23 protein-coding genes are annotated in these 25,805 nt (G+C 72.2%); 12 read left to right on the top strand and 11 right to left on the bottom strand.

Annotated elements, in window-relative coordinates; all coding sequences use genetic code 11:
• Positions 1-202 precede the first annotated feature (202 nt).
• Genes ACZ4AA_RS01435 through ACZ4AA_RS01420 form a run of 4 tightly spaced genes read left to right on the top strand, consistent with a single transcriptional unit; the run spans position 203 to position 3,774 of the window.
• Positions 203-739, top strand: a complete 537-nt coding sequence (locus ACZ4AA_RS01435) for a MarR family winged helix-turn-helix transcriptional regulator (RefSeq protein ID WP_467593456.1) — start codon at positions 203-205, stop codon at positions 737-739.
• A complete protein-coding gene (locus ACZ4AA_RS01430; RefSeq protein WP_467593453.1) occupies positions 736-2,193 on the top strand; it encodes an MFS transporter in 1,458 nt (485 codons plus the stop codon). The genes ACZ4AA_RS01435 and ACZ4AA_RS01430 overlap by 4 nt, the downstream gene beginning before the upstream one ends.
• A 2-nt stretch (positions 2,194-2,195) precedes the next feature.
• On the top strand, positions 2,196-2,780 hold the full coding sequence (locus ACZ4AA_RS01425) for a hydrolase (protein WP_467593451.1): 585 nt from the start codon (positions 2,196-2,198) through the stop codon (positions 2,778-2,780).
• 37 nt (positions 2,781-2,817) lie between these two features.
• On the top strand, positions 2,818-3,774 hold the full coding sequence (locus ACZ4AA_RS01420) for a LysR family transcriptional regulator (RefSeq protein WP_467593449.1): 957 nt from the start codon (positions 2,818-2,820) through the stop codon (positions 3,772-3,774).
• An 83-nt stretch (positions 3,775-3,857) separates the two neighbouring features.
• Here the strand turns inward: ACZ4AA_RS01420 and ACZ4AA_RS01415 are convergent, their stop codons facing one another.
• Together ACZ4AA_RS01415 and ACZ4AA_RS01410 are read right to left on the bottom strand one after the other, a co-directional pair.
• Positions 3,858-4,772: a ketopantoate reductase family protein gene (locus ACZ4AA_RS01415; protein WP_467593446.1), complete on the bottom strand. Its 915-nt coding sequence runs from the start codon at positions 4,770-4,772 to the stop codon at positions 3,858-3,860.
• A gap of 241 nt (positions 4,773-5,013) precedes the next feature.
• Positions 5,014-5,787: an MBL fold metallo-hydrolase gene (locus tag ACZ4AA_RS01410; RefSeq protein WP_467593444.1), complete on the bottom strand. Its 774-nt coding sequence runs from the start codon at positions 5,785-5,787 to the stop codon at positions 5,014-5,016.
• Positions 5,788-5,889: 102 nt separating this feature from the next.
• Here ACZ4AA_RS01410 and ACZ4AA_RS01405 point away from each other — a divergent pair, with 102 nt between their 5' ends.
• Positions 5,890-6,120, top strand: a complete 231-nt coding sequence (locus ACZ4AA_RS01405) for a DUF2277 domain-containing protein (protein WP_467593442.1) — start codon at positions 5,890-5,892, stop codon at positions 6,118-6,120.
• Between the two features lie 189 nt (positions 6,121-6,309).
• On the opposite strand, the gene ACZ4AA_RS01400 is transcribed toward ACZ4AA_RS01405, so the two are convergent.
• From ACZ4AA_RS01400 to ACZ4AA_RS01390, 3 genes are all read right to left on the bottom strand, one after another.
• Positions 6,310-6,948, bottom strand: coding sequence for a DedA family protein (locus tag ACZ4AA_RS01400; RefSeq protein ID WP_467593437.1), 639 nt, complete (start codon positions 6,946-6,948; stop codon positions 6,310-6,312).
• 201 nt (positions 6,949-7,149) lie between these two features.
• The gene (locus ACZ4AA_RS01395; RefSeq protein ID WP_467593434.1) at positions 7,150-8,841 is read right to left on the bottom strand and encodes an alkaline phosphatase D family protein; all 1,692 of its coding nucleotides are present in this window, start codon (positions 8,839-8,841) and stop codon (positions 7,150-7,152) included.
• 145 nt (positions 8,842-8,986) lie between these two features.
• A complete protein-coding gene (locus ACZ4AA_RS01390) occupies positions 8,987-9,631 on the bottom strand; it encodes an HNH endonuclease family protein (RefSeq protein ID WP_467593431.1) in 645 nt (214 codons plus the stop codon).
• A 481-nt stretch (positions 9,632-10,112) separates the two neighbouring features.
• Between ACZ4AA_RS01390 and ACZ4AA_RS01385 the strand changes: the two genes are divergently transcribed.
• Together ACZ4AA_RS01385 and ACZ4AA_RS01380 are read left to right on the top strand one after the other, a co-directional pair.
• On the top strand, positions 10,113-10,694 hold the full coding sequence (locus ACZ4AA_RS01385) for a TMEM165/GDT1 family protein (protein ID WP_467593428.1): 582 nt from the start codon (positions 10,113-10,115) through the stop codon (positions 10,692-10,694).
• A gap of 183 nt (positions 10,695-10,877) precedes the next feature.
• Positions 10,878-11,546 carry an HAD-IA family hydrolase gene (locus tag ACZ4AA_RS01380; RefSeq protein ID WP_467593425.1) on the top strand — a complete coding sequence of 223 codons (669 nt, stop codon included), beginning with the start codon at positions 10,878-10,880 and terminating at the stop codon, positions 11,544-11,546.
• A gap of 378 nt (positions 11,547-11,924) precedes the next feature.
• On the opposite strand, the gene ACZ4AA_RS01375 is transcribed toward ACZ4AA_RS01380, so the two are convergent.
• Positions 11,925-13,256 carry a peptidoglycan-binding domain-containing protein gene (locus ACZ4AA_RS01375; protein WP_467593422.1) on the bottom strand — a complete coding sequence of 444 codons (1,332 nt, stop codon included), beginning with the start codon at positions 13,254-13,256 and terminating at the stop codon, positions 11,925-11,927.
• Between the two features lie 167 nt (positions 13,257-13,423).
• On the opposite strand from ACZ4AA_RS01375, the gene ACZ4AA_RS01370 reads away from it, so the two are divergent.
• Positions 13,424-15,598, top strand: a complete 2,175-nt coding sequence (locus ACZ4AA_RS01370) for an MDR family MFS transporter (RefSeq protein WP_467593419.1) — start codon at positions 13,424-13,426, stop codon at positions 15,596-15,598.
• Between the two features lie 77 nt (positions 15,599-15,675).
• On the opposite strand, the gene ACZ4AA_RS01365 is transcribed toward ACZ4AA_RS01370, so the two are convergent.
• Positions 15,676-16,206: a GNAT family N-acetyltransferase gene (locus ACZ4AA_RS01365; protein ID WP_467593416.1), complete on the bottom strand. Its 531-nt coding sequence runs from the start codon at positions 16,204-16,206 to the stop codon at positions 15,676-15,678.
• 169 nt (positions 16,207-16,375) lie between these two features.
• Between ACZ4AA_RS01365 and ACZ4AA_RS01360 the strand changes: the two genes are divergently transcribed.
• Both ACZ4AA_RS01360 and ACZ4AA_RS01355 read left to right on the top strand, forming a co-directional pair.
• Positions 16,376-17,188, top strand: coding sequence for a hypothetical protein (locus tag ACZ4AA_RS01360; protein WP_467593413.1), 813 nt, complete (start codon positions 16,376-16,378; stop codon positions 17,186-17,188).
• A gap of 14 nt (positions 17,189-17,202) precedes the next feature.
• Entirely contained in the window at positions 17,203-18,138 is a 936-nt protein-coding gene (locus tag ACZ4AA_RS01355) for a hypothetical protein (protein ID WP_467593410.1), read from the top strand.
• Between the two features lie 244 nt (positions 18,139-18,382).
• On the opposite strand, the gene ACZ4AA_RS01350 is transcribed toward ACZ4AA_RS01355, so the two are convergent.
• Positions 18,383-18,805, bottom strand: coding sequence for a DnaJ family domain-containing protein (locus ACZ4AA_RS01350; protein ID WP_467593407.1), 423 nt, complete (start codon positions 18,803-18,805; stop codon positions 18,383-18,385).
• A gap of 120 nt (positions 18,806-18,925) precedes the next feature.
• Here ACZ4AA_RS01350 and ACZ4AA_RS01345 point away from each other — a divergent pair, with 120 nt between their 5' ends.
• Entirely contained in the window at positions 18,926-19,321 is a 396-nt protein-coding gene (locus ACZ4AA_RS01345) for a hypothetical protein (RefSeq protein WP_467593405.1), read from the top strand.
• A gap of 44 nt (positions 19,322-19,365) precedes the next feature.
• Here ACZ4AA_RS01345 and ACZ4AA_RS01340 read toward each other — a convergent pair whose 3' ends face one another.
• Entirely contained in the window at positions 19,366-20,037 is a 672-nt protein-coding gene (locus ACZ4AA_RS01340) for an O-methyltransferase (protein WP_467593402.1), read from the bottom strand.
• Between the two features lie 241 nt (positions 20,038-20,278).
• Complete coding sequence (gene proP, locus ACZ4AA_RS01335; RefSeq protein WP_467593400.1) at positions 20,279-21,658, bottom strand: glycine betaine/L-proline transporter ProP; 1,380 nt, start codon at positions 21,656-21,658, stop codon at positions 20,279-20,281.
• A 402-nt stretch (positions 21,659-22,060) separates the two neighbouring features.
• Between proP and ACZ4AA_RS01330 the strand changes: the two genes are divergently transcribed.
• A complete protein-coding gene (locus tag ACZ4AA_RS01330; protein WP_467593397.1) occupies positions 22,061-24,103 on the top strand; it encodes a bifunctional glycosyltransferase 87/phosphatase PAP2 family protein in 2,043 nt (680 codons plus the stop codon).
• A 322-nt stretch (positions 24,104-24,425) separates the two neighbouring features.
• Here the strand turns inward: ACZ4AA_RS01330 and ACZ4AA_RS01325 are convergent, their stop codons facing one another.
• Entirely contained in the window at positions 24,426-25,670 is a 1,245-nt protein-coding gene (locus ACZ4AA_RS01325; protein WP_467593394.1) for a cytochrome P450, read from the bottom strand.
• Between the last annotated feature and the right edge of the window lie 135 nt (positions 25,671-25,805).

Here is a 25,805-nt window from a genome sequence, read left to right as displayed (position 1 = left end):
GAACGAGTGTTCCGAATGTGTGTTCGTGTGCAAGGCGGATGAATGCGAGGCGGATGGACAGAAGGCGGGTGGACGGAAGGCGGGTGGACGGAAGGCGGGTGAATCGAAGACGGGTGGTGGAAGGTTCGACAGGCTGAGCTGTGCAGTTTAAGCTGTGCAGTCCGAACTGGACAGTTTGGGCTGGGCGATTTAGCGTGGCGGTATGGATCAGAGCGGCAGCCGGACGGACGACGCGGGCGCCCAGGACTCCGCGGCGCGAGCCGCGCAGGATCTGAGGGTCGCCTTCAGCCTGCTCCGGCGACGTATCCGCGAGGTGTCCGAGACGCCGGAAGAGACGCAGGCCAGGACGCAGGGCACGGCACCGGACGTGACACGCGGGGGAACGCGGGGTGGGGTGCAGGACCTCACTCCCTCCCAGATCTCCGCGCTCACCCTGGTGAGCAAGAGCGGGGCCGCCACGGCCAGCGCCCTGGCGGCGGCCGAAGGGGTGCGCCCGCAGTCGATGGCCGCCACGCTCGCGGCCCTCGACCAGTACGGACTCATCCAGCGCAACCCCGACCCCGGAGACGGCCGGCGTCAGCTGGTGACGCTCACGGATGCCGGGCGCGAGCGCGTCGAGGGCACCCGGCAGGCCCGTTCGGAGTGGCTCAGCCGGGCCTTCGAGGAGCGCTGCACGGAGGACGAGCGGCAGACCGTCATCAAGGCGATGGCGGTTCTGGAACGGCTCACCCGGTCGTGATACCCACCCTCAGGAACTGGTTCCAGCACCGGCTCACCCCCGTACAGCATCGGCCGCCCGACCGTTTCGACCGCCGGCTGATCGCCCCGATGGTCCTCGGCTCCGTGCTGAACCCCGTCAACTCCTCCATGATCGCCGTGGCGCTGGTGCCGATCGGCAGGGCGCTCGGTGCGTCGCCCGCGGACACCGCCTGGCTCGTCTCGGGGCTCTACCTCGCCACCGCGGTCGGGCAGCCCGTCATCGGACGGCTCGTCGACCTGTACGGACCCCGCCGTCTCTACCTCATCGGTACGGCCCTGGTGGGCATCGCCGGACTGCTCGGCGCCCTGTCCCCGAACCTCGGCGCGCTCGTCGCCGCCCGGGTCCTGCTCGGATTCGGCACCTCGGCCGCGTACCCCGCCGCGATGCACCTGACCCGGAGCGAGGCCGAACGCACCGGGCAGAGCAGCCCGGCCGGTGTGCTGACCGCGCTCGCCGTCTCCGCCCAGACCGTCGCCGTCGTCGGCCCCACCCTAGGCGGCCTGCTCATCGGACTGGGCGGCTGGCGCACCATCTTCCTGATCAACGTGCCGCTGTCCCTGGCCTGTCTGGTCCTCGGCACCTTGCGCCTGCCGAAGGCGCCGAAATCATCGGCTTCACAACCGAAGGCCCCGGGACCGGCGGAATCGCAGCCGACCACCCACCCCTCCCGTCGTGTCGACCTCATCGGCATGGCGCTGTTCACCGCGCTGCTCGTCTCGCTGATGCTGTTCCTGATGAGGCCGCGGGCCGCCGACTGGTACCTGCCGGTGCTCGCGCTCGCCGCCGGGGCCGCCTTCGCGCGGCGGGAGCTCCGGATACCGGCCCCGTTCATCGACCTGCGGGTGCTCGGCGGCAACGGGCCGATGCTCGCCACCTTCCTGCGCCAGTTCCTCAGCTACGCCACCGCGTACGCCTTCCTCTACGGATTCACGCAGTGGATGGAGGAGGGGCGCGGCCTGGACGCCGCCGGCGCCGGTCTCGTCCTGCTGCCGCTGTCCCTGAGCGGACTCGTCGTCTCCGGGATCACCGGGCGGCGGGAGGCCGTGCGGACCAAGCTCGTGGTCGGAAGTCTCGTCCAGGTCGCCGGGTGCCTGGCGATGCTGACCCTGAACGCGGGCAGCGCGATCTGGATCCTGGCCGCCGTCGGAGCCGTCATGGGTGTGCCACAGGGACTCAATGGCCTGGCCAATCAGAATGCCCTGTACCGGCAGGCCGACCCCGCCCGGATCGGCTCGGCGGCCGGGCTGCTGCGCACGTTCATGTACCTCGGCGCGATGGCCGCCTCTGCCGCCGACGCCGCCTTCTTCACCCACGGCGCCGACACCGGCGGCCTGCACCATCTGGCCCTCTTCATGCTCGCCGGAGCCGTACTGCTCCTGGCGGTGACCCTCATCGACCGATCCCTTCGCACCATCACCCCCCGAAAGGCCTGACCATGGCAGTCACCACGCTCGACCCCCGCACCGCGCTCGTCGTCATCGACCTCCAGCACGGCATCGTCGGCAACCCGGGCCTCGCCCCGCACGCCGCCGCCGATGTCGTGAAGCGCTCGGTCCGGCTCGCCGACGCCTTCCGCGGCCACGGCCTCCCGGTCGTCCTCGTGCGGGTCACCGCCGCCTCCGACGGCGCCGACGCCGTTCCCGGCCGTATCGACGGCCCGAGCCGCGCCCGCTTCCCGGAGGGCTGGGACGTCATCGTCGACGACCTGGCCGGGCACCCCGGGGACATCACCGTGACCAAGCGGAACTGGGGCGCCTTCCACGGCACCGACCTCGACCTTCAGCTGCGCCGCCGCGGGATCACCCAGATCGTGCTCACCGGCATCGCCACCAGCATCGGTGTGGAGTCCTCGGCTCGCGCCGCCCACGAGCACGGCTACCACGTCACCCTCGCCACCGACGCCATGTCCGACCTCGACCCCGAGACGCACCGCAACAGCGTCGAGCGGATCTTCCCCCGCCTCGGTGAGACCGGCACGACCGAGGAGATCGTCGAGCTGCTCGACAAGACCCGGGTCTGACCGGCCAACTCATTCGGCACGCGGGTACCTTGGGCCCGTGACGCTGGATGATCTTCGTGTGTTCGTCGCCGTCTGCCGGGCCGGCAGCCTGAGCGCTGTCGCCCGGGAACTGGGCTGCACGCAGTCGGCGGTGAGTCAGCACGTACGCAGGCTGGAACGCGAGGTCGGGCTCGGGCTCGTCGAACGGCAGGCCCGGGGCGTGGTTCCCACCCGGGCCGGACGGGTCCTCGAACGGGCCGCCGCGGACGGCATCGCCGGGCTCGACCTCGCGCTGCGCCGGCTCGACGAACTGGTGCGCGGGGACGGCGGTACGGTGCGGATCGCCACCGGCGGCACCACCGTGCGGCACTTCATGGCCGGGGCCGTGGTCGAGTTCCGGGGGCGGCATCCCCAGGTCAGTCTGGAGTTCCGGACCGAGAACTCCAGTCGTGGCTGCTTCGACGCGCTCGCCGACCAGGGACTCGACCTCGCCTGGGTCACCCTCGGCCCTCCCGTCCGCGGGGTCGAGCAGCGGGCCGTCGCCGAACTTCCCTGGGTGCTCGCCGTGCACGCCGACGACGAACTCGCCGGGCGGGAGCGGATCGAGGCGGCGGAGCTGGCCGGGCTGCGGATCGTGGGACTGCCCGAGCGCTCCACCTCCCGCGCCCATCTCGACGCCGCCTACCGGGAGTTGGGGATACCGGTGAGCGCCTCCGACACCAGTGTCGCCGACTGGGACACCGCGATCCTGCTCGCCGAACTCGGCCTCGGTCACGCCGTGGTCCCCGCCCTGCCCGGCCTGTCCGGGCCGGGCCGTCCCGGCCTGCGTTTCCTCCCCGTACCGGCCCTGCCGACCCTCGTGGTCGGCTGGGCCGTACGCCGCTGGGACACCCTGTCACCCGCGGCGCACGCCTTCGCCGACACGGTGGCCCGGCACTGCTCGGACGCCGGGACCCCGGCGGGGGACCGGCACCGGCGCGCGGACGGGGAGTCCGCATCGGCGCCGGGCCCGTAACCCCCTTACCCCGCAAGGCGGTTGCGGGCGATCCGTGCCGGCCTCGGCAGTCCGTGCCCGCCTTCAGCCGTCCGTGCCGACTGTCAGCCGCCCGTGCCGGCGAGTGGCGTCAAGTGCCGGACCAGTCCGCTCGCCACCGGCACCGGGACACCGGTCCGCTCCGCCGCCCGCAGCAACGCGCCGCCGATCGCGTCGAGTTCCAGGGGGCGACCCGCCTCGGCGTCCCGCTGCATGGAGGACTTCGTGGCCGCGGGGAAGGCGTCGTAGCGGGCGAGGGCGGCCGCCGGATCCACGGGAGCCCCGCACGCGCGGCCCACCGCCGCCGTCTCCTCGACCAGGGCGGTCAACTCCCCGCGGTGCAGGGTGCGTACGTCCCCCACCGCCACCCCGTACCGCGTCGTCAGCAGTGCGAACGGAGCCAGGAACGACATCTTCGCCCACAGCGCCGCCGACTCGCCGTCCTGGACCCGGGCCCGCACACCGGCCCACTCCAGGGCCCCGACGAGTGCCTCGACCCGCGCCCGGGGAGCGGTCTCGGCGGTCAGGTCTACCTCGGCGAACGGGCTGCCGTGCTCGATCACTCCCGGAGCGATCCGCGTCGACTCCACCCGGATCACGGCGGGCGCTACCCGCTCGGAGCCGTAGCGCTCCCGTAGCCGTGCCGGGTGCTCGACGCCGTTCAGGAGCGGGACGATCAGACCCTCCTCGCCCAGGACCTTCGCCGGAAGGCGCTCCAGCGCGGAGTCCAGGGCCGTCGCCTTGACCGCGATCACCGACACGTCGACCGGCTCGCGCAGTTCGGTGTCCGCCGCCACCCGCGCCGTGAAGTCGCCGAAATGACCGCTGCGCACCTCGATGCCGTCCGCGACCAGTCTCCGCGCCGTCGCGTCCCCGGCGAGACAGACGACCCGGTGACCGGAGCGGGACAGAAGCGCCGCGAGCAGTCCGCCGACGCCTCCCGGGCCCAGCACCGCCACCGTCAGCCCGTTGTTCGCCATAGCTCCTCGCTCCTCTCCACGGGACCCCGTGCGAGCCCCGCAGATGGTCACAAGTCGCGGCGACCCGAGTCAATCCTCGGAGAACCTTGCCGAACTACAAGCATTCGCTCGGGTGTTGCTCTGAGGTGCGGCATCACGCCGAACCGGAGCCGCGACGGCCGGGACCCGGAACTGGGGAACCGGGGCGCGACGGCCGGGACCCGGACCTGGGCGCGGATACGGAACCTGTACCTGGGCGCGGCTACGGAACCCGAACCGAGGCTCCGGGCGTCGGCAGCCGCAGCCGGTCCGTGAGGCCGGCCTGAGCGAACGCCTTCGTCAGGGTCGAGCCGTCCTCGGTGAAGTGGCCCCAGTGCTCGAAGTGCAGCGGGACCACCCGGGACGCGCCGAGGATCTCCGTCGCCCGCGCCGCGTCCTCGCTGGTCAGGGTGAGCGGCGCGTCCGGCACCAGCGGGGTGCGCGCCGCCCCCGCGAACAGGACGGCCGCGTCGAAGGGACCCTCCCGGTCGGCGATCTCCCGTACGACGTCCAGGGACGCGTTGTCACCGCTCACGTACACCTTGGGCAGCCCCTCCCCGGACAGGACGAACCCGGTCACCTCGCCCACGAGAGGCAGTGAACCGTCGGGCCCGTGCTGCGCGGGAACGGCCGTCACGCGCAGCACCCCGCCGTCCGGACGCGCCAGCTCCACGGACTCCCAGGGGGCGAGGGGCCGTACGGGGGAGCCGATCCGCTCGTACGCCGATGCCGTCGAGAGGGTGACAGGGGCCTTGGCGAGGAACCCGCGCCCGGAGGTGTCCAGGTTGTCGGCGTGCTGGTCGTGCGACAGCAGGACGGCGTCGACCGGGGCGAGCTTCCCGGCGGGGAGCGCGGGTCCTGCGGTCTTCACCAGCTTCCGCGCGCCGACGGGGTACTCGCCGGGAGCGTCGAAGGTCGGATCGGTCAGCAGCCGCAGGCCGCCGATCGCGATGAGGGCGGTGGGACCGCCCACGTAGGTGATCTCCACTGAAGTCATGTTCTGCTCAATCCGCGCCACCGGCGCCGGTATTCCCGGCCGTGGCGGACCCGCTTTCGCGAGCTCCCGTCACGGCGGCGCCGGACGCGCGAGACTGGACCCATGTGCCGCAGCATCAAGACGCTCCGTCCGCCCGCGATCCCCGAGGAAGCGACCGAGGAGGAGATCCGCGCCGCCGCCCTCCAGTACGTCCGCAAGATCTCCGGGTTCCGCGCCCCGGCCGCCCACAACCGTGAGGTCTTCGACCGCGCCGTCGCGGCGGTCGCGGCGGCCACGGCCGAGCTGCTGGACGACCTGGAGGTACGAGGGGCAGCGACCCAGCGCGCCGGATAGCCCACTACCCGGCGGCCCGGCAGCCCACCGGCCGGGAGTCCACCGGCCGACAGCCGACAGCCGGCAGCCGGCGCTCTGCGGCTACCGGTGGGTGGCTCGTGGCCGCCGTTGATGCCGTCCGTGGCTACCGGTCCGCGGCTACCGGCCGTCGGAAACCGGTCGTCGGCCACCCGCTCCCGCCACGCCTCCTCAGGCGCCGGTCTCCTGTTCCCGTGCCATGGGCCGGCGGACGAGGTAGGCCGCGCCCGCGCCCGCGATGAACAGCGCCCCGACCGAGACGCCCGTCGCGAGCCAGGTGGCGCCCAGCCACTGGCCGCCGAAGTAACCGAGGGCCACGCTGTACCCGGCCCAGGCCAGGCCGGCGAGGACCGACCAGGGCAGGAACTCGCGGACCTTGCGGTGCGCGGCGCCCGCGCCGAGCGAGACGACCGAGCGGCCGGCCGGTGCGAAACGGGCGACGATCACCAGCAGGCCGCGGGCCCCGCCGCCGCGCGCCAGGACCTCGCCGAGACGTTCCTGCGCCCGGGTCAGGCGGCGGGACCGGGCGATGGCGCGATCCAGCCGGTCGCCACCGCGCCAGGCGAGGCGATAGGCGACCAGGTCGCCGAGGACCGAGGCCGTGGCCGCGCAGAGGGTGAGCACCAGGATGTCGGGCACCGAGTGCGGGACGGCACCGGTCGCCGTGGCGGAGCCCGCCGCGGCCGTCGCCGCCGTGATGACCAGGACACCACTGGGCAGAACAGGCAGGAACACATCAAGAACGATGGACACGGCGATCACCGCGTAGATCCACGGGCTGCCTGTCAGCGACCCCATACTCTCCAGCACCGAAACTCTCCCCCGACCACCCCGTGAGCCCGGCCGCGCCGCTTCTCGCGAGCGAGTGGCGCGGCGGCCTGTGACAGCCATACAGCGTACGCCGAGGATGGGGCGGATGATCCTCCCGGGACCCAGGTGTCGGTCACATCACGTTCACGGGCCCGCACGCTCCGGAACGTCGTGCGGTGCGGGCGGCCGGACGCAAAGGGTCTATTCCGGGGTGATCCGGGACTCCGCCACCGTCGTCAGCCGGGCACCGCTCGCCGTGCGGCCGTCGCGGTCGACCGCGCCGCCGCCCCGCCCCCGCCGCGCCTGTTCGAGACGCAGGGAGGCCGAACGGCCGCGCAGGGTAAGGGTCATCAGCTGATTGCCGAACCAAGGGCCGCCGGTTTTGCGCCAGTCGACCGGTGCGCGACCGCAACGGCCGTGCCGGGAAAGAAGGTTGCCGAGCAGACGGGCCGGGCGGCTCCAGCCGAAGCGGAAGCCGAGCCGTACCGAGCGCGGGATGGAGTTGTGGACGGGGGAGCAGGTCAGCTGGAGGACGCGGGCGGCGGGCTGCCGGGCGGGGTCGGCCCAGAAGGGGTCGGCCGCGTAGGCGTGATGCACGTCTCCCGACAGCACGCACACCGTCGCCGGTGCGTGCTCGCCGGAGCCGGCCTCGGCGATCAGGTCCGTCAGTTCCCCGAACGACTCCGGGAACGCGGCCCAGTGCTCCAGTTCGGCCGCCCGGCGCAGCCGCTCGCCGAAGCGGGCCCACCGCCCGCCGGGTCCGCCCCGCTCGCCGCGGCACAGCGCCGCGTCCCAGGTCTCCGCGTGGTGGATCAGCGGGGGCAGCAGCCAGGGCAGGGAGGTGCCTATCAGCAGGTGGTCCCGGGTCTCCGGCGCCTGGAGGGCCTGTTCGCGCAGCCAGGCCGTCTCCCCGGGATCGAGCATCCGGCGGTGCCCCTCGTCCAGGACGCGGGCCGCGCGGGTGTCGAGCATCAGGACACGGGTACGGCCGAAGTCGCGGCGGTAGCTCCAGCGGACCGAGGCCGGGTCGGCGTCGGCCTGGGCGGTGAAGGCGCGCAGCACGTCCGTGCCGTCGGGGGTCTCGCGGACGGCCGCGTACAGCAGGTCCGCGGCGAGCTCGGCGGGGGAGAGGTTGCCGAGGTGCTGGTGGACCCAGTACGACATCAGGCCGCTCAGCACCCGCTCGCGCCACCACGGGGTCGCCCGGATCTCCGCGACCCAGGCTGCGCTGGTGTTCCAGTCGTCGATGACGTCGTGGTCGTCGAAGATCATGCAGCTCGGTACGGTCGACAGCAGCCAGCGGATCTCCGGGTCGAGCCAGGATTCGTAGTAGAGGCGGGTGTACTCCTCGTAGTCCGCGACCTGACGGCCCGGGGGGTCCGCGAGGCCCCTTCGTGCCGCGATCCACGCGCGGGTCGCCCTGGAGACCTCGTCCGCGTACACCTGGTCGCCCAACAGCAGCAGTACGTCCGGGCGTTCGCCCTGCGGGGCCGCGGCGATCCGGGCGGCGAGGGTGTCCAGGGCGTCGGGTCCGACCGGGTCCTTCTCGCCCGCGGGCGGCGACGCCCAGCGGCAGGAGCCGAAGGTGACGCGGACGGCGGAGTCGTCGCCCCCGGGGGTGCGGACCACCGAGGGGGGAAAGGGCGAGTCGGGCGGCGGCCACACGCTCGTGCCGTCCAGCAGGATCTCGTACGGGGTGACCGTGCCCGGTGTCAGTCCGTCCACCGGCACCAGTGCGTAGTGGTGGCCCGCGATCTGGAAGGTGCGGGCGGATCCCCGGGTGCCGTCGGCGCAGCGCACCTCGGCGGTGCACGGGCGGCTCGCCTCGACCCAGAAGGTCGCCGCCGAGCCGTCCACATACCTCAGCAGCGGTCCCAGACGCAGCTCGGCCATGGTGATCCCCCTCCTCCGTCGCCCCGTACGGTACGGAACGACGGAGGCCCCTGGGGAGGTTCCGGAGACCGCGGGAACACCGTGGGGGGAGCGGTGTCCGGAACCCGGGCGGCCCGTGGCCGCCGGTCTGTGCCAGGGGTGCGGGTCAGCAGCCGCTGAGGACCGAGGTCAGCTTGGACTTCTCCGCGGAGTCGACCTTGAGGTTGTAGTAGTACTTCACCTGCACCCAGGCGCGGGCGTAGGTGCAGGCGTACGAGCTGAGCGGGGGCATCCACTCGGCCGGGTCCTTGTCGCCCTTGGACTGGTTGACGTTGTCCGTGACGGCGAGCAGCTGCGGACGCGTCACGTCGTTGGCGAAGGCCTGGCGCTGGGCCGTGGTCCAGGCGCTGGCGCCGGAGTCCCAGGCCTCGGCGAGCGGTACGAGGTGGTCGATGTCGACGTCGGAGGCGGCGGTCCAGGTGGCGCCGTCGTAGACGGAGTACCAGCTGCCGCCGGTGGCCACGCAGGCGGAGTCGGTGGTGACGCCCGAGCCGTCACGCTTGAGGATGTACTCGCGGGTGTTGCAGGTGCCGCTGATCGTGATCCAGGTGGGGAACAGGTCGCGGGCGTAGCCGGTGCGGTTCTCCGTCGCGACGGTGAGGGACGCGAGATAGGTGCGGGCGGTGGCCGCGCTGACCGGGGTGGGGAGGGCGGCGGAGGCGGTCGGGCCGTTGAAGACACCGGCCATGGCTATCAGACCTGTGAGGGCGGCGAGTATGCTCAGCCGTCGACGCGCGTAGACCTTTGGCATGCGAACTCCCTTGTGGTGTGGGGGTGTTGGAGTACGGGCGAACGAATGCTCGCGGCGTCGTGTAGCCGTGAGGTAAGTGCGCGGTTAGAAAATAGTGACGCGTGCATGACATGACAAGGTTCATGACAGAACTATCTCGGTGCGGTGGGTGCCGCGGGCCGGGGGACCTTCGGCCCTGGGGGCCGCCTCGCGGGTCGCGTACTATGGACGGCGCAGAAGGGGAGTAGCTCTTCGCCGGACCGTCGACATACTGCTCAGCTCGTCTGAGCCGGCGCCCGGAGGCAGACCTCGTCCACGAGGCCGGCCAGCGAGACCTTCGGCAAGCAGTGCACTTGCCCCGCCGGGCCTGTCCGGTGTGGGTGCTTCTGCCCGCGCCTCCCGGTGCGGGTGTCGCTGTGTGCTGCCGTGCCGAGGTGTCGCGCAGTCACAGCACGCGCAGTCGCAACACTCTCGGTGGGGCAGCCCGACCGATTGAGGAATTTTGATCAGCTTCAGCGTGATGGCGCTCGTCTTCGGTGTCGTCTTCCTTGCCGAGCTGCCGGACAAGACCGCGCTCGCCGGCCTCGTCCTCGGCACGCGCTACCGCGCCTCGTACGTCTTCGCCGGTGTCGCCGCCGCCTTCGCCCTCCACGTGGCGCTCGCCGTCGCGGCGGGCAGCGTGCTGACCCTGCTGCCCCAGCAGATCGTGCACGCCGTGACCGGTGTGCTGTTCCTCGGCGGTGCCGCGGTGCTGCTGATGAAGAAGGGCGAGGACGAGGAAGAGGTCCGCAAGCCCGAGAACCAGACCTTCTGGAAGGTCTCGGGGGCCGGGTTCATGCTCATCCTCGTCGCCGAGTTCGGCGACCTCACGCAGATCATGACGGCGAACCTCGCCGCACGCTACGACGACCCGCTGTCGGTGGGGCTCGGCGCGGTGCTGGGGCTGTGGGCCGTGGCGGGGCTGGGGATCGTGGGCGGCAAGGCGTTGATGAAGCGGGTGCCGCTGTCGCTGATCACCAAGGTGGCCGCCGTGCTGATGATGGGGCTGGGGATCTGGAGCCTGTACGAGGCCGTGGCGGGCTGATCCGGCGTCGAACAACCGGCGTTCTCGCTTTCCCGGCCCCTTCTCCTCGATCCGGTGGCGCTGGGCGGCGATGTTTTGTATGTTGTAGGAACAAAGTGGTTCCCGTCCGCACCTCCCTGACCGGCGGGCGGGGCCGCCTTGTTTCCTCGGGGTGTATGCGTCCCCCTGTCTGCGTTTTGGAGCATGCCGATGACCACGGCCACCACCGTCATGACCGTCCGCGCCTTCCTGCTCGACATGGACGGCACCCTCGTCAACTCGGACGTCGTCGTCGAACGCTGCTGGCGCGGCTGGGCCGACCGGCACGGGCTGGACGGGGACGAGGTCATGAAGGTCGTCCACGGCCGGCAGGGCTACGCCTCGATGGCCCTGCTGCTGCCGGACCGTCCCATGGAGCAGAACCACGTGGACAACGCGCGGATGCTGGCCGAGGAGACCGCCGACATGGAGGGCGTCGTCGCGATCCCGGGAGCGCCGGAGTTCCTCGCCTCCCTCGAAGGCGTGCCGCACGCGCTCGTCACCTCGGCGGACGTGGCCCTGTCCAACGGGCGGATGGCCGCGGCCGGGCTGGGACTTCCCGACGTGCGGGTCACCGCCGAGTCCGTCGGTGCCAGCAAGCCCGATCCCGAGGGGTTCCTGAAGGGTGCGGCCGAGCTGGGTGTCGCGCCCGAGGACTGTGTCGTCTTCGAGGACTCCGGGGCGGGGATCGCCGCCGGGCGGGCTGCCGGGATGCGGGTCGTCGGGGTCGGGCCTCGGGCCGGCTTCCACGGTCCGGACGTCGTCGTACGTGATCTGACCGAGGTCCGGGTGGAGGTCGTCCCGGACGGGACGGTTCGCCTTCACATCGGCTGATGCGGGGGTGGGCTGGGCGTGGGTTGTCTCGCCCCCTCCGCCCCTACCCGACCCGTACCTGGGGCTCCGCCCCCGGACCCCCGCTCCTCAAACGCCGGAGGGGCTGGATTGGTCCCCGGAACCCGAAGGGCGGGCCTCACCCCTGGGGCTCCGCCCCGGACCCCGCTCCTCAAACGCCGGAGGGGCTGAATTTTCCCCGGCCGGGGCTGCAACCCGCCACGGTCCGCACCCGGGATCCGGTGTGAGGGGACGTGCCGGTACATCGATGCCCGTCGCCACCGACGGTCGACTCTCGTCCAACGGCGACGGGCTGATGCACCGGCACGGCCCCGACCCACCCACCGGACCGCACTCGACCCCCGAGACGCCAGAGGCGAGCTACGGCTGGGACGTCTCCGCCTCCAGGCTCGCCCGGGTGGCCGGACCGTACACCCCGGGGTCGTCGTCCGTGATGCCCCGCGCCCACTGGTACCAGCGCACGGCGTCCTCAAGATGACGGTCGAACTGCCCGTCGGCCCTGCGCATGTACATCCGCAGCTGGCTCATCCGCAGCTGGAGCTCGGTCACCTCCGCCCCGCTGTCGCCGCGCCGCAGGGTGGGCCCGGGCGCCACGGCCGGACCGCCGCCCGTGGAGTCCACGGATCCCGTGGCGGTCGCCGTCGGACTCGGCCGGGCGGAGGTCGGTGCCGCCGTGGCCGACGAGGACGGGCCGGCCGACGAGCTGGACTCGGACGCCGAGGGCGAGGCGCTCGTACTCGGCGAGGAGGACGCGGACGCCGAGGCCGACGCCGTCGAGGGCGCGCTCGCCGACGGGACCGCGGAGGCCGTGTCGGACAGCACGTCCGGCACGCTCGCCCTGAGGTCCTTCGGCTGGGCGTCGTCGCGTGACGGAGGGTCGTACGAGAGCAACCCGCCGGCGACCCCCGCCGCGGCCACCATCGTCACGACGACTCCGGTGACGGCGAGCACTCCGCTGCGCCGGCGACGGCGGGGCCTGCCCGAGGGCGAGTCCACCTGTCCGGGCTCCTGGGAGCGCGCGTTCTCGTGGAAGAGGCGGACGTCGGTGGCGCGCGCGTCCGAGGGGAGCGCCTTCAGCTGCATGGTCGCGTCGGCCGGCAGCGGGGCCGACGGCATGGGTACTTCCGGCGGCAGGGGCACCGACCGCGGGGCCGGGTCCGCCGGTACGGGGGCGAGCCGCATGGTCGCGTCCGCCGGGATCGCGGACAGCTGCATGGTGGAGGCGGCCGCGTCCTCTCCGTACGCGAGCGGCGTCGGCACTCCACCGACCGGCGAACCACCGACCGGCGAACCGCCGTCCATGGCCCCCACCGTGACACCGCCGGACGGCACTCCGCCGCCCGGATACGCGTCATACCCCTGGGCGCTCACGGGCGCCGAGGTGCCCTCCGGCGCCCAGCCGCCCGCTGAGGGGACCGCCCAGGGCTCTCCGGCCGTCGGGGCGGAGTGCCAGGGTTCGGCCCCCGCTCCGGCCGGCCCGTAGTCCCCTCCGGGCTGCGGGGGGTGCTCCGCACCCAGTTCCACGTAGGGCCGTATGCGTAGCGGGTTGAAGTCCTCCGCCGCCGCGGCCTGCGCCGTGCGCTCGTCGCGCAGGGCGTCTGACGCCCTGCTGGTGCAGGCGCAGGACGGGGTGCCGTCCGGCGCCCGGTGTGCGGCGCACTCGGGGCAGACATGCCCGGTCGGTTCAGTCACGAGTGGGTCCCTCCCCCCTGAAAGCTTCAGTGATTATGCGGAGGACCTTCATACAACCTTCAAGCAGCCCCCCGGAATCACGAATTCCGGAAGCTTCGACAGGCCATAACGGGACACACCGCTCAGGATGGAGGGTGACCGGGACCCTCGGTGCTCAGGGAGGCCGCATGACCGGCGACGCGCACGGTTCCGACACGCCACCCGGCCGAGGGCCGGAAGGGGCGGAGGCACCGGCGGGCGACGGCACGGGCGGACCACCCGGACTGCACGACTCCATCGAGGTGAGCGAGTCGGCGGTACGCCGCCGCAGCGCCGCGGCGACCGACGCCCGCGACTCGGTCCACGGCAGCGTCTTCGTGTCCATCGGCGCCCTGCTGCTCGGCATGCTGCTGGCCGCGCTGGACCAGACGATCGTCTCCACCGCGCTGCCGACCATCGTGAGCGACCTCGGCGGTCTTGAACACCTGTCCTGGGTGGTCACGGCGTATCTGCTCGCCTCGACCGCCGCGACCCCCCTGTGGGGCAAGCTCGGCGACCAGTACGGCCGCAAGAAACTCTTCCAGACCGCCATCGTGATCTTCCTGATCGGGTCGGCGCTGTGCGGCATGTCGCAGAACATGGGCGAGCTGATCGCCTTCCGTGCGCTCCAGGGACTCGGCGGCGGCGGTCTGATGGTGCTGTCGATGGCGATCGTCGGCGACCTCGTCCCGCCGCGGGAACGGGGCAAGTACCAGGGGCTGTTCGGCGCGGTGTTCGGGGCGACGAGCGTGCTGGGGCCGCTGCTCGGCGGGCTGTTCACGGAACATCTCAGCTGGCGCTGGGTCTTCTACATCAACCTGCCCGTCGGTGTCGTGGCGCTCGCGGTGATCGCCGCGGTCCTGCACATCCCGAAGAAGTCGGCACGGCACGTCATCGACTACGCCGGTACGTTCCTGATCGCGGCGGTGGCCACCTGCCTGGTGCTCGTGGCCTCGCTCGGCGGCACCACCTGGGACTGGGGCTCGCCGCAGATCATCGGGCTCGTGATCCTGGGCGTCGTCCTCGGCGTCGCCTTCGTGGTGGTGGAGGGGCGCGCGGCCGAGCCCGTTCTGCCGCTCAAGCTCTTCCGCGTCCACACCTTCACGCTGTCCGCGATCATCAGCTTCATCGTGGGCTTCGCGATGTTCGGCGCGATGACCTATCTGCCGACCTTCCTCCAGGTCGTCCAGGGCGTCTCGCCCACCATGTCCGGCGTGCACATGCTGCCGATGGTGTTCGGGCTGCTGCTGTCGTCCACGGTCTCCGGGCAGATCGTCAGCCGTACCGGCCGCTGGAAGGTCTTCCCGGTCGCCGGCACCGGGATCACCGCCATCGGCCTGCTCCTGCTGCACCAGCTGGACGAGAACAGCAGCACCGGGATCATGAGCACGTACTTCTTCGTGTTCGGCCTGGGCCTCGGCCTGGTCATGCAGGTGCTCGTCCTGATCGTGCAGAACGCGGTGTCGTACGAGGATCTGGGTGTCGCCACCTCCGGGGCGACCTTCTTCCGGTCCATCGGCGCCTCCTTCGGCGTCGCGATCTTCGGCACGGTCTTCGCGGGGCGTCTCGGCGACAACCTGACCAAGGCGCTGGCCGGGCAGCAACTGCCGCCCGGTGTCACCGCGGACTCGCTGAAGGCCGACCCCAAGGGGATCGGACAGCTGCCGGCGGACCTCAGACCGCCCGTGCTGCACGCGTTCGCGACCTCGATCACGGACGTCTTCCTGTACGCGGCCCCGGTCGCCCTGCTCGGCTTCGTGCTGGCCTGGTTCCTGCGCGAGGACAGGCTGCGCGGTTCCGTCACGGCCCCCGACGTCACGGAGACCCTCGCCAGCAACCCGGTCGAGCGGTCGTCGTACGACGAGGTGTGCCGGGCGCTGTCCGTGCTCGGCACCCGCGAGGGGCGCCGCGAGATCTACGAGAAGATCACCGCGCGCGCGGGCTACGACCTGTTGCCGGCCGCGAGCTGGCTGCTGCTGCGGATCAAGAAGTACGGGTGGGCGGAGCCCGCTCTGCTGGCCGAGCACAGCGCCGTACCGCTGGACGTCGTCCTGGCCGCCGCCCGCCAGATCGAGGAACGCCGGCTCGCCCGCCGCGAGGGCCTGGACCTGGTTCTGACCGACGAGGGCCGGATCGCCGCCGGGAACCTGTCCAGGGCCCGGGAGGAGTCCTTCGCGGAACTCCTCGGCGACTGGTGGGCACCGGACCGTCCCACCGACCTCACGCAGCTGGTCGCGGAGCTGAACGAGGAGATGTGCGGTTCCGACGCCGAACGCCCGCACGGGACCGCACCGACCGTCCGCCCCCAGGGAGAACCCGCCTGACCCGGCCGGGCCGAGCCGGTCGTCGGCCGGCCGAGGACAAGTCATCAGTCGGCCGTCGGCCAGTTCTCGGCCGGTCGTCAGCCGTCCAGATCCTTGCGGAACCAGTGCTCGGCGTAGGGGTCGTCGTTGTGCGGCGCCGTCTCCCGGTAGCCGTGCCGGGTGTACAGGGCCCGCGCCTCGACGAGGTCGCCGCGGGTGTCGAGGATCAGCTCCCGGGCGCCCAGGTCACGGGCCGCCGCCTCGGCCGACGCCAGCAGGAGCGGGGCCGCGCCCTTGCCGCGCAGGTCAGCGCGGACGAATACGCGGCTCAGCTCGCCCGTCGTGGCGTCGAGCATCCGCACCCCCGCCGTGCCGGCGGGCTCGCCGTCATGGCGCGCGACGAGCAGCACACCCGTCGGCGGCGCGAACTCGGCGCCCGTCCCCGCGGCGACCTCCCGCTCCAGCTCCCCCGGATCCGTCGCCCGCCCTTCGTGCAGCTCGTACCACCGGTCGCTGACCTCCGTGTAGTACGCCCGCCAAAGTGCGCGCGCGGCAGGGGAGTCGAAGGGTTCGGGGGTCACGCGCCAGGAGCCTTGCGTGCCGGATCGCGGTCGGGTCATGCCGGCCATTGTCGGCGGGGGACGCCGTCGTGACACAACCGGATTTCGGGCTCCGGGCGAACAGCCCGCCGAGGAGGGGTGGTGCGTCCGGTGCCGTTCCGGGGCCGTTTGAGGAGCGGGTTCCGGGCAACCCGGTCCAGGAACCGGCCCGTTGGGTCGAGAACCCGGGAAGGCACCCATGTCCACAGGCGTGATCATCGCTCTGATCGTCGTGGCGGCCGTCGCCGTTGTCGCGGCCGCCCTGACCCTCCTGGCCCGAAGGCCGCCGGGCGGGCGCGCCCTGCGACGGCGCTTCGGGCCGGAGTACGACCGGACCGTCGCCCGGCACGACGGCGACACCCAGGCCGCCGAACGCGATCTCAACGAGCGCGTGAAGCGGCACGGCGCACTGAGCCGGCGGCCGCTGGAACCCGCGGAACGCGAACGGTACGCGGCCGGCTGGACGGCCGCCCAGGAACGCTTCGTCGACTCGCCCGAGGAGGCGGTGGCCGAGGCGGACCGGCTGCTCGGCGAACTGGCCGGGGCGCGCGGATTCCCCGACGGGGACCGTTACGAGGAGCAGGTGTCCGCGCTCTCCGTCCACCACGGACACCATGTCCACGGCTACCGCCGTGTGCACCGGGCCGCGTCGGTCCGCGTCGGCAATGACCGCAACGGCGGTGGCGACACCGAGCAGTTGCGCGAGGCCATGCTGGCGGCCCGCGACCTCTTCGACGACCTGATGACCCCGGCCCGCGAGGACACCGCGTCCGGCCGTGCGCGTGACACGGAGCCCCCGGCCGAACGCAGCGAGCGCACCGGGCGGTTCGCCCTGACGAAGGGCGCCCCGCGCATCGAGCCCGCACCGGCCGGTGAGTACGCCGAGAGCGCTGACGACGCCGAGAGCGGCAGCAGGACTTCCAAGTCCTCCACGACTTCCACGACTTCCACCCCCGACACCCGCTCCTCTTCGCCGTGGTCCTTCACCAGGCGCCAGGCGAAGGGGAGTTGAGGAAGGTGAGCGCCATGAAGCCAGACCAGGAACCCGAGCGGAATCCGTCCCGTGAGCCCGTTGCGGCGAAGGGCCGTGTGACCCCGGTACCCCCCGAGCGGTCGCCGGACGACCGGGCGGGCGAGAGCCGCCCCGAGGCCGAGGAGGTCTCGCGCCGCGAGGCGTTGAAGGGCCGGGTCGATCCCGTGTCCGCCGAGTCCGCCCCGGGCGATCCGGGCGCGGACGGTGACCGGGCCGTGAACGGCGACGGGCGGGCGGCCCGGCCGGCCGGGACCGTGACGACGGCCGGCGGGGCCACGGGCCCCGGCACCGACCGGCGAGGAGCCACCGGCGACGGCCCGACGGGGCGCAGGGAGCGTACGGGCGACGACGGCCCCGCATCCCGCCCGTCCGGTACCACTCCCGGCACGTCCCGCCCGGCGGACACCTCTGGCGTGTCCGGCACGTCGGGCACGTCCGGGACCTCCGGCACGTCCGACACCTCCCGCCGGTCCGATACCTCCGGCCTGTCCGACGCGGCCGGGATCTCCGGCACCTCCCGCACGTCCGACACCTCCCGCGTACCGGACCCGGCCGAGCGCTCCGTGGCCCGTGACGCCCGCGAAGCGCTTCCCGGGGGCGGCCCGGAGGGCATCGGAGAGCCCGCGGGGGATGCCGCCCGGCGGGACGAGCGGATGCTGCCGCTGGACGAGCAGGACAAGTTCTCGCTGCGGATGCGGCACGCGGTCGGCGGATTCATCGACGGGCCGCAGGCTTCCGTCGAGGAGGCCGACCATGTGCTGGAGGAGCTCGCGGGCCGGTTCACGGAGGCGGTGACCCGGCGCCGACGCGATCTGCGCACGTCCTGGCAGTCCGGCGCCGAGGGCGGGGCGGACGACCCCGACACCGAGCGGCTCCGGCTCGCCCTGCGGGACTACCGCGAGATGACCGAGCGGCTCCTGCGGCTCTGACCGGGCCTGATCCTTTCCCGGTGAAGAAGTCAGGCCGCGTCCCGGACCATGCCCCGGGACGCGGCCTCTCCCTCTTCGTACCGCGTTCGCGTGGGCCGTCACCCGCGTGCGCCCGTGACCGCGAGGCCCCGAGGCCGGGGGCGGGCGCCGGACGGACCTGCTCCGGGTACTCCGGTGGTCCGCCCCTGGCCCCACAAGCCCCACAAGGCCCCCGGAACCCCCAGTTCTTGCCTGTTCGCCCGGGTCACGGGCCGCCCGGGTCCGGGCTCTCGCGGGCCGCGCGCCACTCCCGGACGATCTTCTCCACGTCGTACGGCTTGAGTCCGAGCGGCGGTCCGGGCGGTGGCTTGAACATGACCTCGCGGATCTTGGCGTTGATGTCCTCGACACTCCGCCGGACCGCCCGTTCCGAAGGCAGCGCCGGGACCGCCGCGAGCACGTCCTCCGCCTCCTTGCGCAGGGCCAGCGTGGGCGGCAGGACCGACAGCCCCTCACGGGCCATCTTCCGCTTGATCCACCAGAGTTCGTCGTACGGGGTGTCGGTGACCTCGGGCAGCGGCTTGCCCGCGCCGGGGAGTTCCGTGAACTCGCCACGGGCCTCCGCCTGACGGATCTGCCGGTCGACCCAGGACTCGAAGGTGACACCGGGTGGTTTGCGCTCGGTCATGAGTCCATTGTGCCGGAGGTCACACGGCGACGGCGAAGCGCGAATTATCATGCGGCGGCGACGGGGCAACCTCGTTCCCCGGCGGGACAATTGGACCAGCACCTCACGAAGGAGCGCGCGTTGCTCGAACTCACCATGGCCTCGGTGTCCGGGGCGGACGCCGGAGCGACGGCCGGGATGCAGATGGCCGACGCGCCGAGCGACCCCGGAGCGATGCTGCGGGTGGGCAGGGACCGGGCCGTGTGCCGTCTCTCGACCCCCGACGACTGGCTGTTCGTCTCCCGGGTGCACCTGGAGTTCCTGTGCGGCCCGGACGGCTCCTGGCAGGTCACCTGGCTCCGGGGTTCCCACACGGAGCCGTCCTCCGAGGTACGGCTGATCCTGACGGGGCTCCAGCCCCAGACGCTTCCGTACGGCGGGACGGCCAGACTCCCGGCGGGCGGCTCCGGCGAACTCGTCATCCAGGACCGCACCGGGCCCCACACCGTGAACGTCGGCTTCTACCACGAGATCTAGGTCGTGTCCGGCGGTGCAGGGCCAGGAGGGGAGGGGGCGGACGGTCAGGCGCGGACGCGGGCCAGCGCGAAACCGTCGTACCCCTTGCTGCCCACCGTCTGCACCGCCGTGCCGTCCAATCGCGGGTGGGAGGCGATCAGTTCGAGCGCGGCCCGGGTTCCGAGCACGCTCGGGTCGGTGCTCGCCGCGTCGGTGACCGCTCCGCCGCGGACCACGTTGTCGAGGACGATCACGGCGCCGGGCCGGGCGAGCCGGACCCCCCACTCGACGTACTGGGGGTTGTTCACCTTGTCCGCGTCGATGAAGACGAAGTCGAACAGCTCCGGATTCTCGTCCGCCAGCTTCGGCAGGGACTCCAGGGCGGGGCCCACCCGCACCTCGGTGATCTTGTCGAGGCCGGCCCGCGCGAGGTTGGCTCGGGCGACCTCGGCGTGCCGGGGGTCGTATTCGAGGGTGATCAGCCGCCCGTCGGCGGGCAGGGCGCGGCCCAGCCAGATCGTGCTGTAGCCGCCGAGCGTGCCGATCTCCAGGATGCGGCGGGCGCCCTGGATCTCGGCGAGCAGCCGGAGCAGCTTGCCCTGGTTCGGGGCGACGTTGATGGGCGGCAGTCCGGCCGCGTCGCTGTCGCGCAGCGCGGCGGTCAGGACCTCGTCGGCGGGCGCCAGGAGGGTGGTGAAGTGGTCGTCGACGTCGTTCCAGAGCTGCGACTCGCTCATGCACCGGGCCTTTCATAGCCTCGTTAGATGCGCTAAGGACTTCGGTTCGAACCTAGCCGTCGCCACCTCCGCGTGCCAGCGGGATTCACGCCCGGGTGTGTCCGCGCTCTTCCGCCCGCCCGCCCTCCCGGCGGCGGCGCGACGCGGCGGCCGGGCCCTGGCGCGCCGTCGGGCCAGGGCCTCGCGGGGGTCGGCCCCTCGCGGGTGTCGGCGATGCGTGCGTGCCGGTGGTCCGCCGGGGTCAGCGGTCCGTGGGTTCCACCGAGGGCGCGGAGCCCGGCAGCGGGCGGCCCGCCGACTCCTTCATGAACCAGACGGCCGCCCCGCCGATCACGGCGGCGCCCATCATGTAGTACGCGGGCATCATCAGGTTCCCGGTCGCGCCGACCAGGGCGGTGACGACCAGCGGGGTCGTGCCGCCGAAGAGCGAGACGGAGACGTTGAAGCCGATCGACAGCGAGCCGTAGCGGACCCGGGTCGGGAAGAGCGCCGGGAGCGCGGCCGGCATCGCGGCGGTGAAGCAGACGAGCAGCAGGCCGAGGGCGCCCATGCCGAGCGCCACGGCGAGCAGGCTGCCCTGGCGGATCAGCAGCAGGGCCGGGACGGACAGGGCGAGGAAGCCGGCGCAGCCCGCGGCGATCACCGGGCGGCGGCCGATCCGGTCGGTCAGGGCGCCCGCGAAGGGCTGCACGATCATCATCAGCGCCATCACGCCGAGGACCACGAGCAGACCGTGCGTCTCGTCGTACTTCAGCTCGCTGGTCAGATAGCTCGGCATGTAGGACAGCAGCATGTAGTCGGTGACGTTGAAGACCAGGACCAGGCCCATGCACAGCAGCAGGGTGCGCCACTGGCCGGTGATCATCTCGCGCAGCGGCACCTTGGGGCGGGCGGCCTCGGACTTCTCCAGCTCGGCGGCGAACGCCGGGGTCTCCTCCAGGCGCATCCGCAGATACAGGCCGACGATGCCCATCGGGCCCGCGATCAGGAACGGGACGCGCCAGCCCCAGGACGTCAGGTCGTCGGTCGACAGCAGGGCGGTCATGAGGGTCACCAGGCCGGCGCCGCCGATGTAGCCGGCCAGCGTGCCGAACTCCAGCCAGCTGCCGAAGAAGCCGCGCTTCTTGTCGGGCGCGTACTCGGCGATGAAGGTCGAGGCGCCGGCGTACTCGCCGCCGGTGGAGAAGCCCTGCACGAGACGGGCCACGAGCAGCAGCACGGGAGCGCCGACGCCGATCGTCGCGTACGACGGGATCAGACCGATCGCGAACGTGCCGGCCGCCATCAGGATCATGGTGAGCGCGAGGACCTTCTGGCGGCCGATCCGGTCGCCGAGCGGGCCGAAGACCATGCCGCCGAGCGGGCGGACGAGGAAGGCCGCGGCGAAGGCGCCGAAGGTCGAGAGCAGCTGCGCGGTCGGGTTGCCCGAGGGGAAGAAGACCTTGCCCAGCGTCACCGCGATGTAGCTGTAGACGCCGAAGTCGAACCATTCCATCGCGTTGCCGAGCGCCGCCGCCTTCACGGCGCGCCTGACGAGCGCGGGGTCGGTGACGGTGATCTCGGGGGAGTCGGGGCGGGCGGGGGCGTGAACGGCGGGGGCCGCCGGGGTCGCGGTCGGCAAGGCGTTCCTTTCGCAGGGGACAGGGACGGGTCCGCCCGGGAGCGGACCATCGGCTCGCCCGGAGGCGGGCCGAAGAAGCGACCTTAGGCCGGTTCGTCCCCCTCGCGTGGAGTGCGCGAGCGGTCACGCGGCGCACATAAAGGCCGTGTACGCAGGCGTGACGGGAGGGCCGGAGCGGTTCTCGCGGAGGGTCTTTTGTGACCCATGTCCCGGTCCCCGGCGGGAACCGGGCCCCTTTCCGGCCGTCGCGATCCGGACAGAAGCCGAGGAGGGTGTCAGGTCGATCTGGTGTCCCCATGCTTTTCGGCGACGGTGGCCGTACCGCACAGGGTCCTGATATGGGTTGACATAAGGGATGTGTGAGACACGGGTCAGCCGATGGGTCGGGAGGGTCGACAGCGCGTGGCGAACGTGGAGCACGGCGGACGACCGGGTGAAGGCTTCACCGGGGCGCCGGAGACGGTGCGGGCACGGCTGCGCGCGCTCCGCGTCGCGCTGTGGGCCCTCGCCGCGACGCTGGCCGTACGACAGGTCGCCGCCGTCCTCGGCACGCCCAAGGCGGAGCGGCTGACGGATCTGGAGACCTGGGTCGGCCCGAACGGCGTCCTGCACATGAAGGGCTCGCTGTACGACTCGACTCGGTTCACCGGCACGCCGTTCGGCGGTCTCGTCCTCAAACCCCTCACCCGGGCGGCCGAACAGACGCTCGGCTGGGGCTGGACCTTCGGCACCCTGCTCCTCGTCGTCGCCCTCGGCCTCGTCGCCGCCCGCGCCCTGCCACCCCCCGTGAGCCGGCGGACCTCGCTGCTCGCCGCGCCCGTGGCCGTCAGCCTGCTGATGCTGTCGCTCCCCGTGCGCAACGCGCTCAACCTCGGCCAGACCGGCATCATCCCGGTGCTGCTCGTCCTGCTCGGCTGCTTCGCCGTCCGCGGGGAGCGCGCCTGTGGGGTCCTCATCGGGCTCGCGGCGGCCCTCCAGCCGACCGTGCTGCTTTTCACGCCGCTCCTGTGGTCCACCGGGCGCCGGCGTGCCGCCGGCTCCACCGTGACCACCTTCGCCGCCCTCACCGCGCTCGCCTGGGCCGTGATGCCGCACGACTCGACCACGTACTGGTTGCACCATCTGGCGGGCGTCGGCCTCGGCGAGGGCGCCGACGACGCCGCCAACCAGTCCCTGCACGGCGCGCTGCTGCGGTCCGGGCTCTCCGGGCCGCCGGAGGTCGCCCTCTTCCTGGCGCTCGGCGCCGCCGTCGCCGCCGTCGGACTGCGTCGCGCGGTGCGCTACGCCCATGACGGCCAGCTGCTGCTCGCGGTCGCGGTGACCGGCTGCGTCGCGGTCGTCGTCTCGCCCGCGACCTGGCAGCACCAGGTGTTGTGGGTGCTGCTCGCGGTGGTCGGCCGGGCCGGGCGGAGGGCCTCGGACCGCTCCGTGTGGCCCGTCGCGGTCGTGCTCGTCATGACGCTGCCGACCCGGATGCTGCTGCCGGACACGCCGGTGCTCGAACCGGTGCGCGGCAACGTCGTGCTGATCGCCGCGCTGGCCGCCGCCACCGCCGTACCGTTCCTGTCCCGCACGTCCCCGTACTACCGGCGCCCGGTGCCGACGGACCGCGCGGCGCCCGTTCCCACCCGGTGGAAGCGGGTCCCGCTGCTGCCGTCCGGGCGGGTCCTCTCCCGCCCGAACCCGCTGCTCGAACTGCTCATGATCCGCGTCGGATACTCCGTCTACGCCTCTGTCCGTCTCGCCGTGACGGACGGGTCCAACGCGCTCGGCCGGCCCGCGGCCGAGCACCACGGCCGCCAGATCCTCGGCATCGAGCGGTTCCTGGACCTCGACATCGAGCGGTGGGTCAACCACACGACGGCGCAGGTCCCCTTCCTGAGGGACTTCTTCGCCTTCTACTACGAGTCGTTCCACTTCGGTGTCCCGCTCACGATCCTCGCCGTGCTCTACGTCCGTCGCCCGGCCGACTTCCGCTGGGCCCGTTCCGCCCTCGGTCTCGCCACCCTGCTCGCCCTCCTGGGCTTCTGGCTCTACCCGCTCGCCCCGCCGCGCCTGATGCCGGGCCTCGGCATCGTCGACACCGTGCACGGAGTGCAGGACTTCTCCAAGCCCGACTACGGCGTGCTCACCGCGCTGACCAACCAGTACGCGGCGATGCCCTCGCTGCACTTCGGCTGGTCCCTGTGGTGCGGGATCGTCGTCGTGATCTTCGCGCCCAGGTGGTGGATGAAGGCGCTGGGCCTGCTGCACCCGCTCTTCACGCTCTCCGCGATCGTCGCGACCGGCAATCACTGGATCCTGGACGCCGTCGGCGGCGCGGCCGTGGTCGGCGCGGGCTTCGGGCTGACGTACCTCCTCCAGGGCCCGCGGGTCCGGACGGCGATGCGGGCGGCGCGGGCGGAGCGGGTCGCGGTGTGCGGGACTCGGGGGAGGCAGGGGTGAGCGCGGGGGACGGCCCCTGCCTCCCTCGGGACGGGCCGACGGCGCCGGGAGGTCGTCGGCCCGAGCGTGCGGCGCCCGCTAGGGCCTGTCGTTTGGATCAGTTCGCAGACGCGGGGTCTGGCACGCACTCCCCCAAGCTCTTCGAGCAGGGGGCACCCCCAGCGGCGTTGTCGTCGGTCGCCAACGTCCCCCAGCCTCCGGCCGGGAGGTGCCCCCACCGCGTCGACTCCCTCCTCCGCCTTGCAGTTGCACGCACCAGACCCCGCTCACCGGCGCAGAACAGTCCCGTCGATGCCCTGCGACCTGATCCAAACGACAGGCCCTAGGTGTGGGCGACCTGGAGTTCCTTGACGCCGTTGAGCCAGGCGGAGCGGAGGCGGCGGGGGTCGCCCGCCAGCCGGAGATTCGGCATCGCGTCCGCGATCGCGTTGAAGATCAGGTCGATCTCCAGCGTGGCCAGGGACTTGCCGAGACAGAAGTGCGGCCCTCCGCCGCCGAAGCCGAGATGCGGGTTGGGATCACGCGTGATGTCGAAGACCTCCGGTTTCTCGAACACCTCGGGATCGTTGTTGGCGGAAGAATAGAAGATGCCGACGCGGTCGCCCTTCCTGATCCGCTGTCCGCCCAGTTCGGTGTCCTGGGTCGCGGTGCGCTGGAAGGCGACGACGGGGGTCGCCCAGCGGACGATCTCCTCGGCGGTGGTCGTCGGCCGTTCCCTCTTGTAGAGGTCCCACTGACCGGGGTGGGTGAGCAGGGCGTGCATCCCGTGCGTGATGGCGTTGCGGGTCGTCTCGTTGCCGGCGACCGCCAGCAGCAGGACGAAGAAGCCGAACTCGTCGGACGCGAGGTTCCCCTGGTCCTCCGCCGCCACCAGCGTGCTGACGATGTCCTTGGCGGGGCACTGCTTGCGGTCCGCCGCCATGTTCATCGCGTACGAGATGAGCTCGGTGGCCGACTCGGCGCCGACCTCCTCGGTGATCGCGTACTCCGGATCGTCGTACGCCACCATCTTGTTGGACCAGTCGAAGATCTTGACGCGGTCCTCCTGCGGGACGCCGATGAGCTCGGCGATCGCCTGGAGCGGCAGTTCGCAGGCGACCTGGGTGACGAAGTCGAAGGAGCCGTCGGCGGCGGCCCGTGCGAGCGCGTTCGCGACGATCGAGCCGGCGCGGGCGCGCAGCGCGTCCTCCAGGGAGCGGATGGCGCGCGGGGTGAAGCCGCGCTGCACGATCTGGCGGACCCGGGTGTGCTCGGGCGGGTCCATGTTGAGCATGATGAGCCGCTGGACCTCGATCTGCTCGCGCTGGATGTGCTCGTTGAAGCGGATGACGGCCGTGTTGAGGAACGAGGAGAACAACTCGGGGTGCGTCGAGACGTACTTGACGTCCGAGTGCCGGGTGACGGCCCAGTAGCCGTCGTCCTCGAAGCCCGCGACACCGGGCTGTTGCGGGATCCAGTGCACCGGTTCGGCCCGGCGCAGCTCGGCGAACTCCGGCAGGGGCACGCGGTGGTGCAGCACGTCGGGGTCGGTGAAGTCGAACCCGTCGGGCAGCGCTGGACAGGACATCGGCAACTCCAGGCTCTTTCTCGCACATGATTCTGACGGGTCATCAGGAACATGGAATCGCCGTGAAGGTAGTAACGGGCCCTACAAGTGGCAAGAGGTGCGGGCCTCCCAATTGCGTGCGGGATTGGTGCAGAT

It is taken from the genome of Streptomyces sp. NPDC024698, assembly GCF_055559015.1.
The sequence above is the reverse complement of the archived record's forward strand: the minus strand, read 5'-3'. Positions and strand labels throughout refer to the sequence as shown.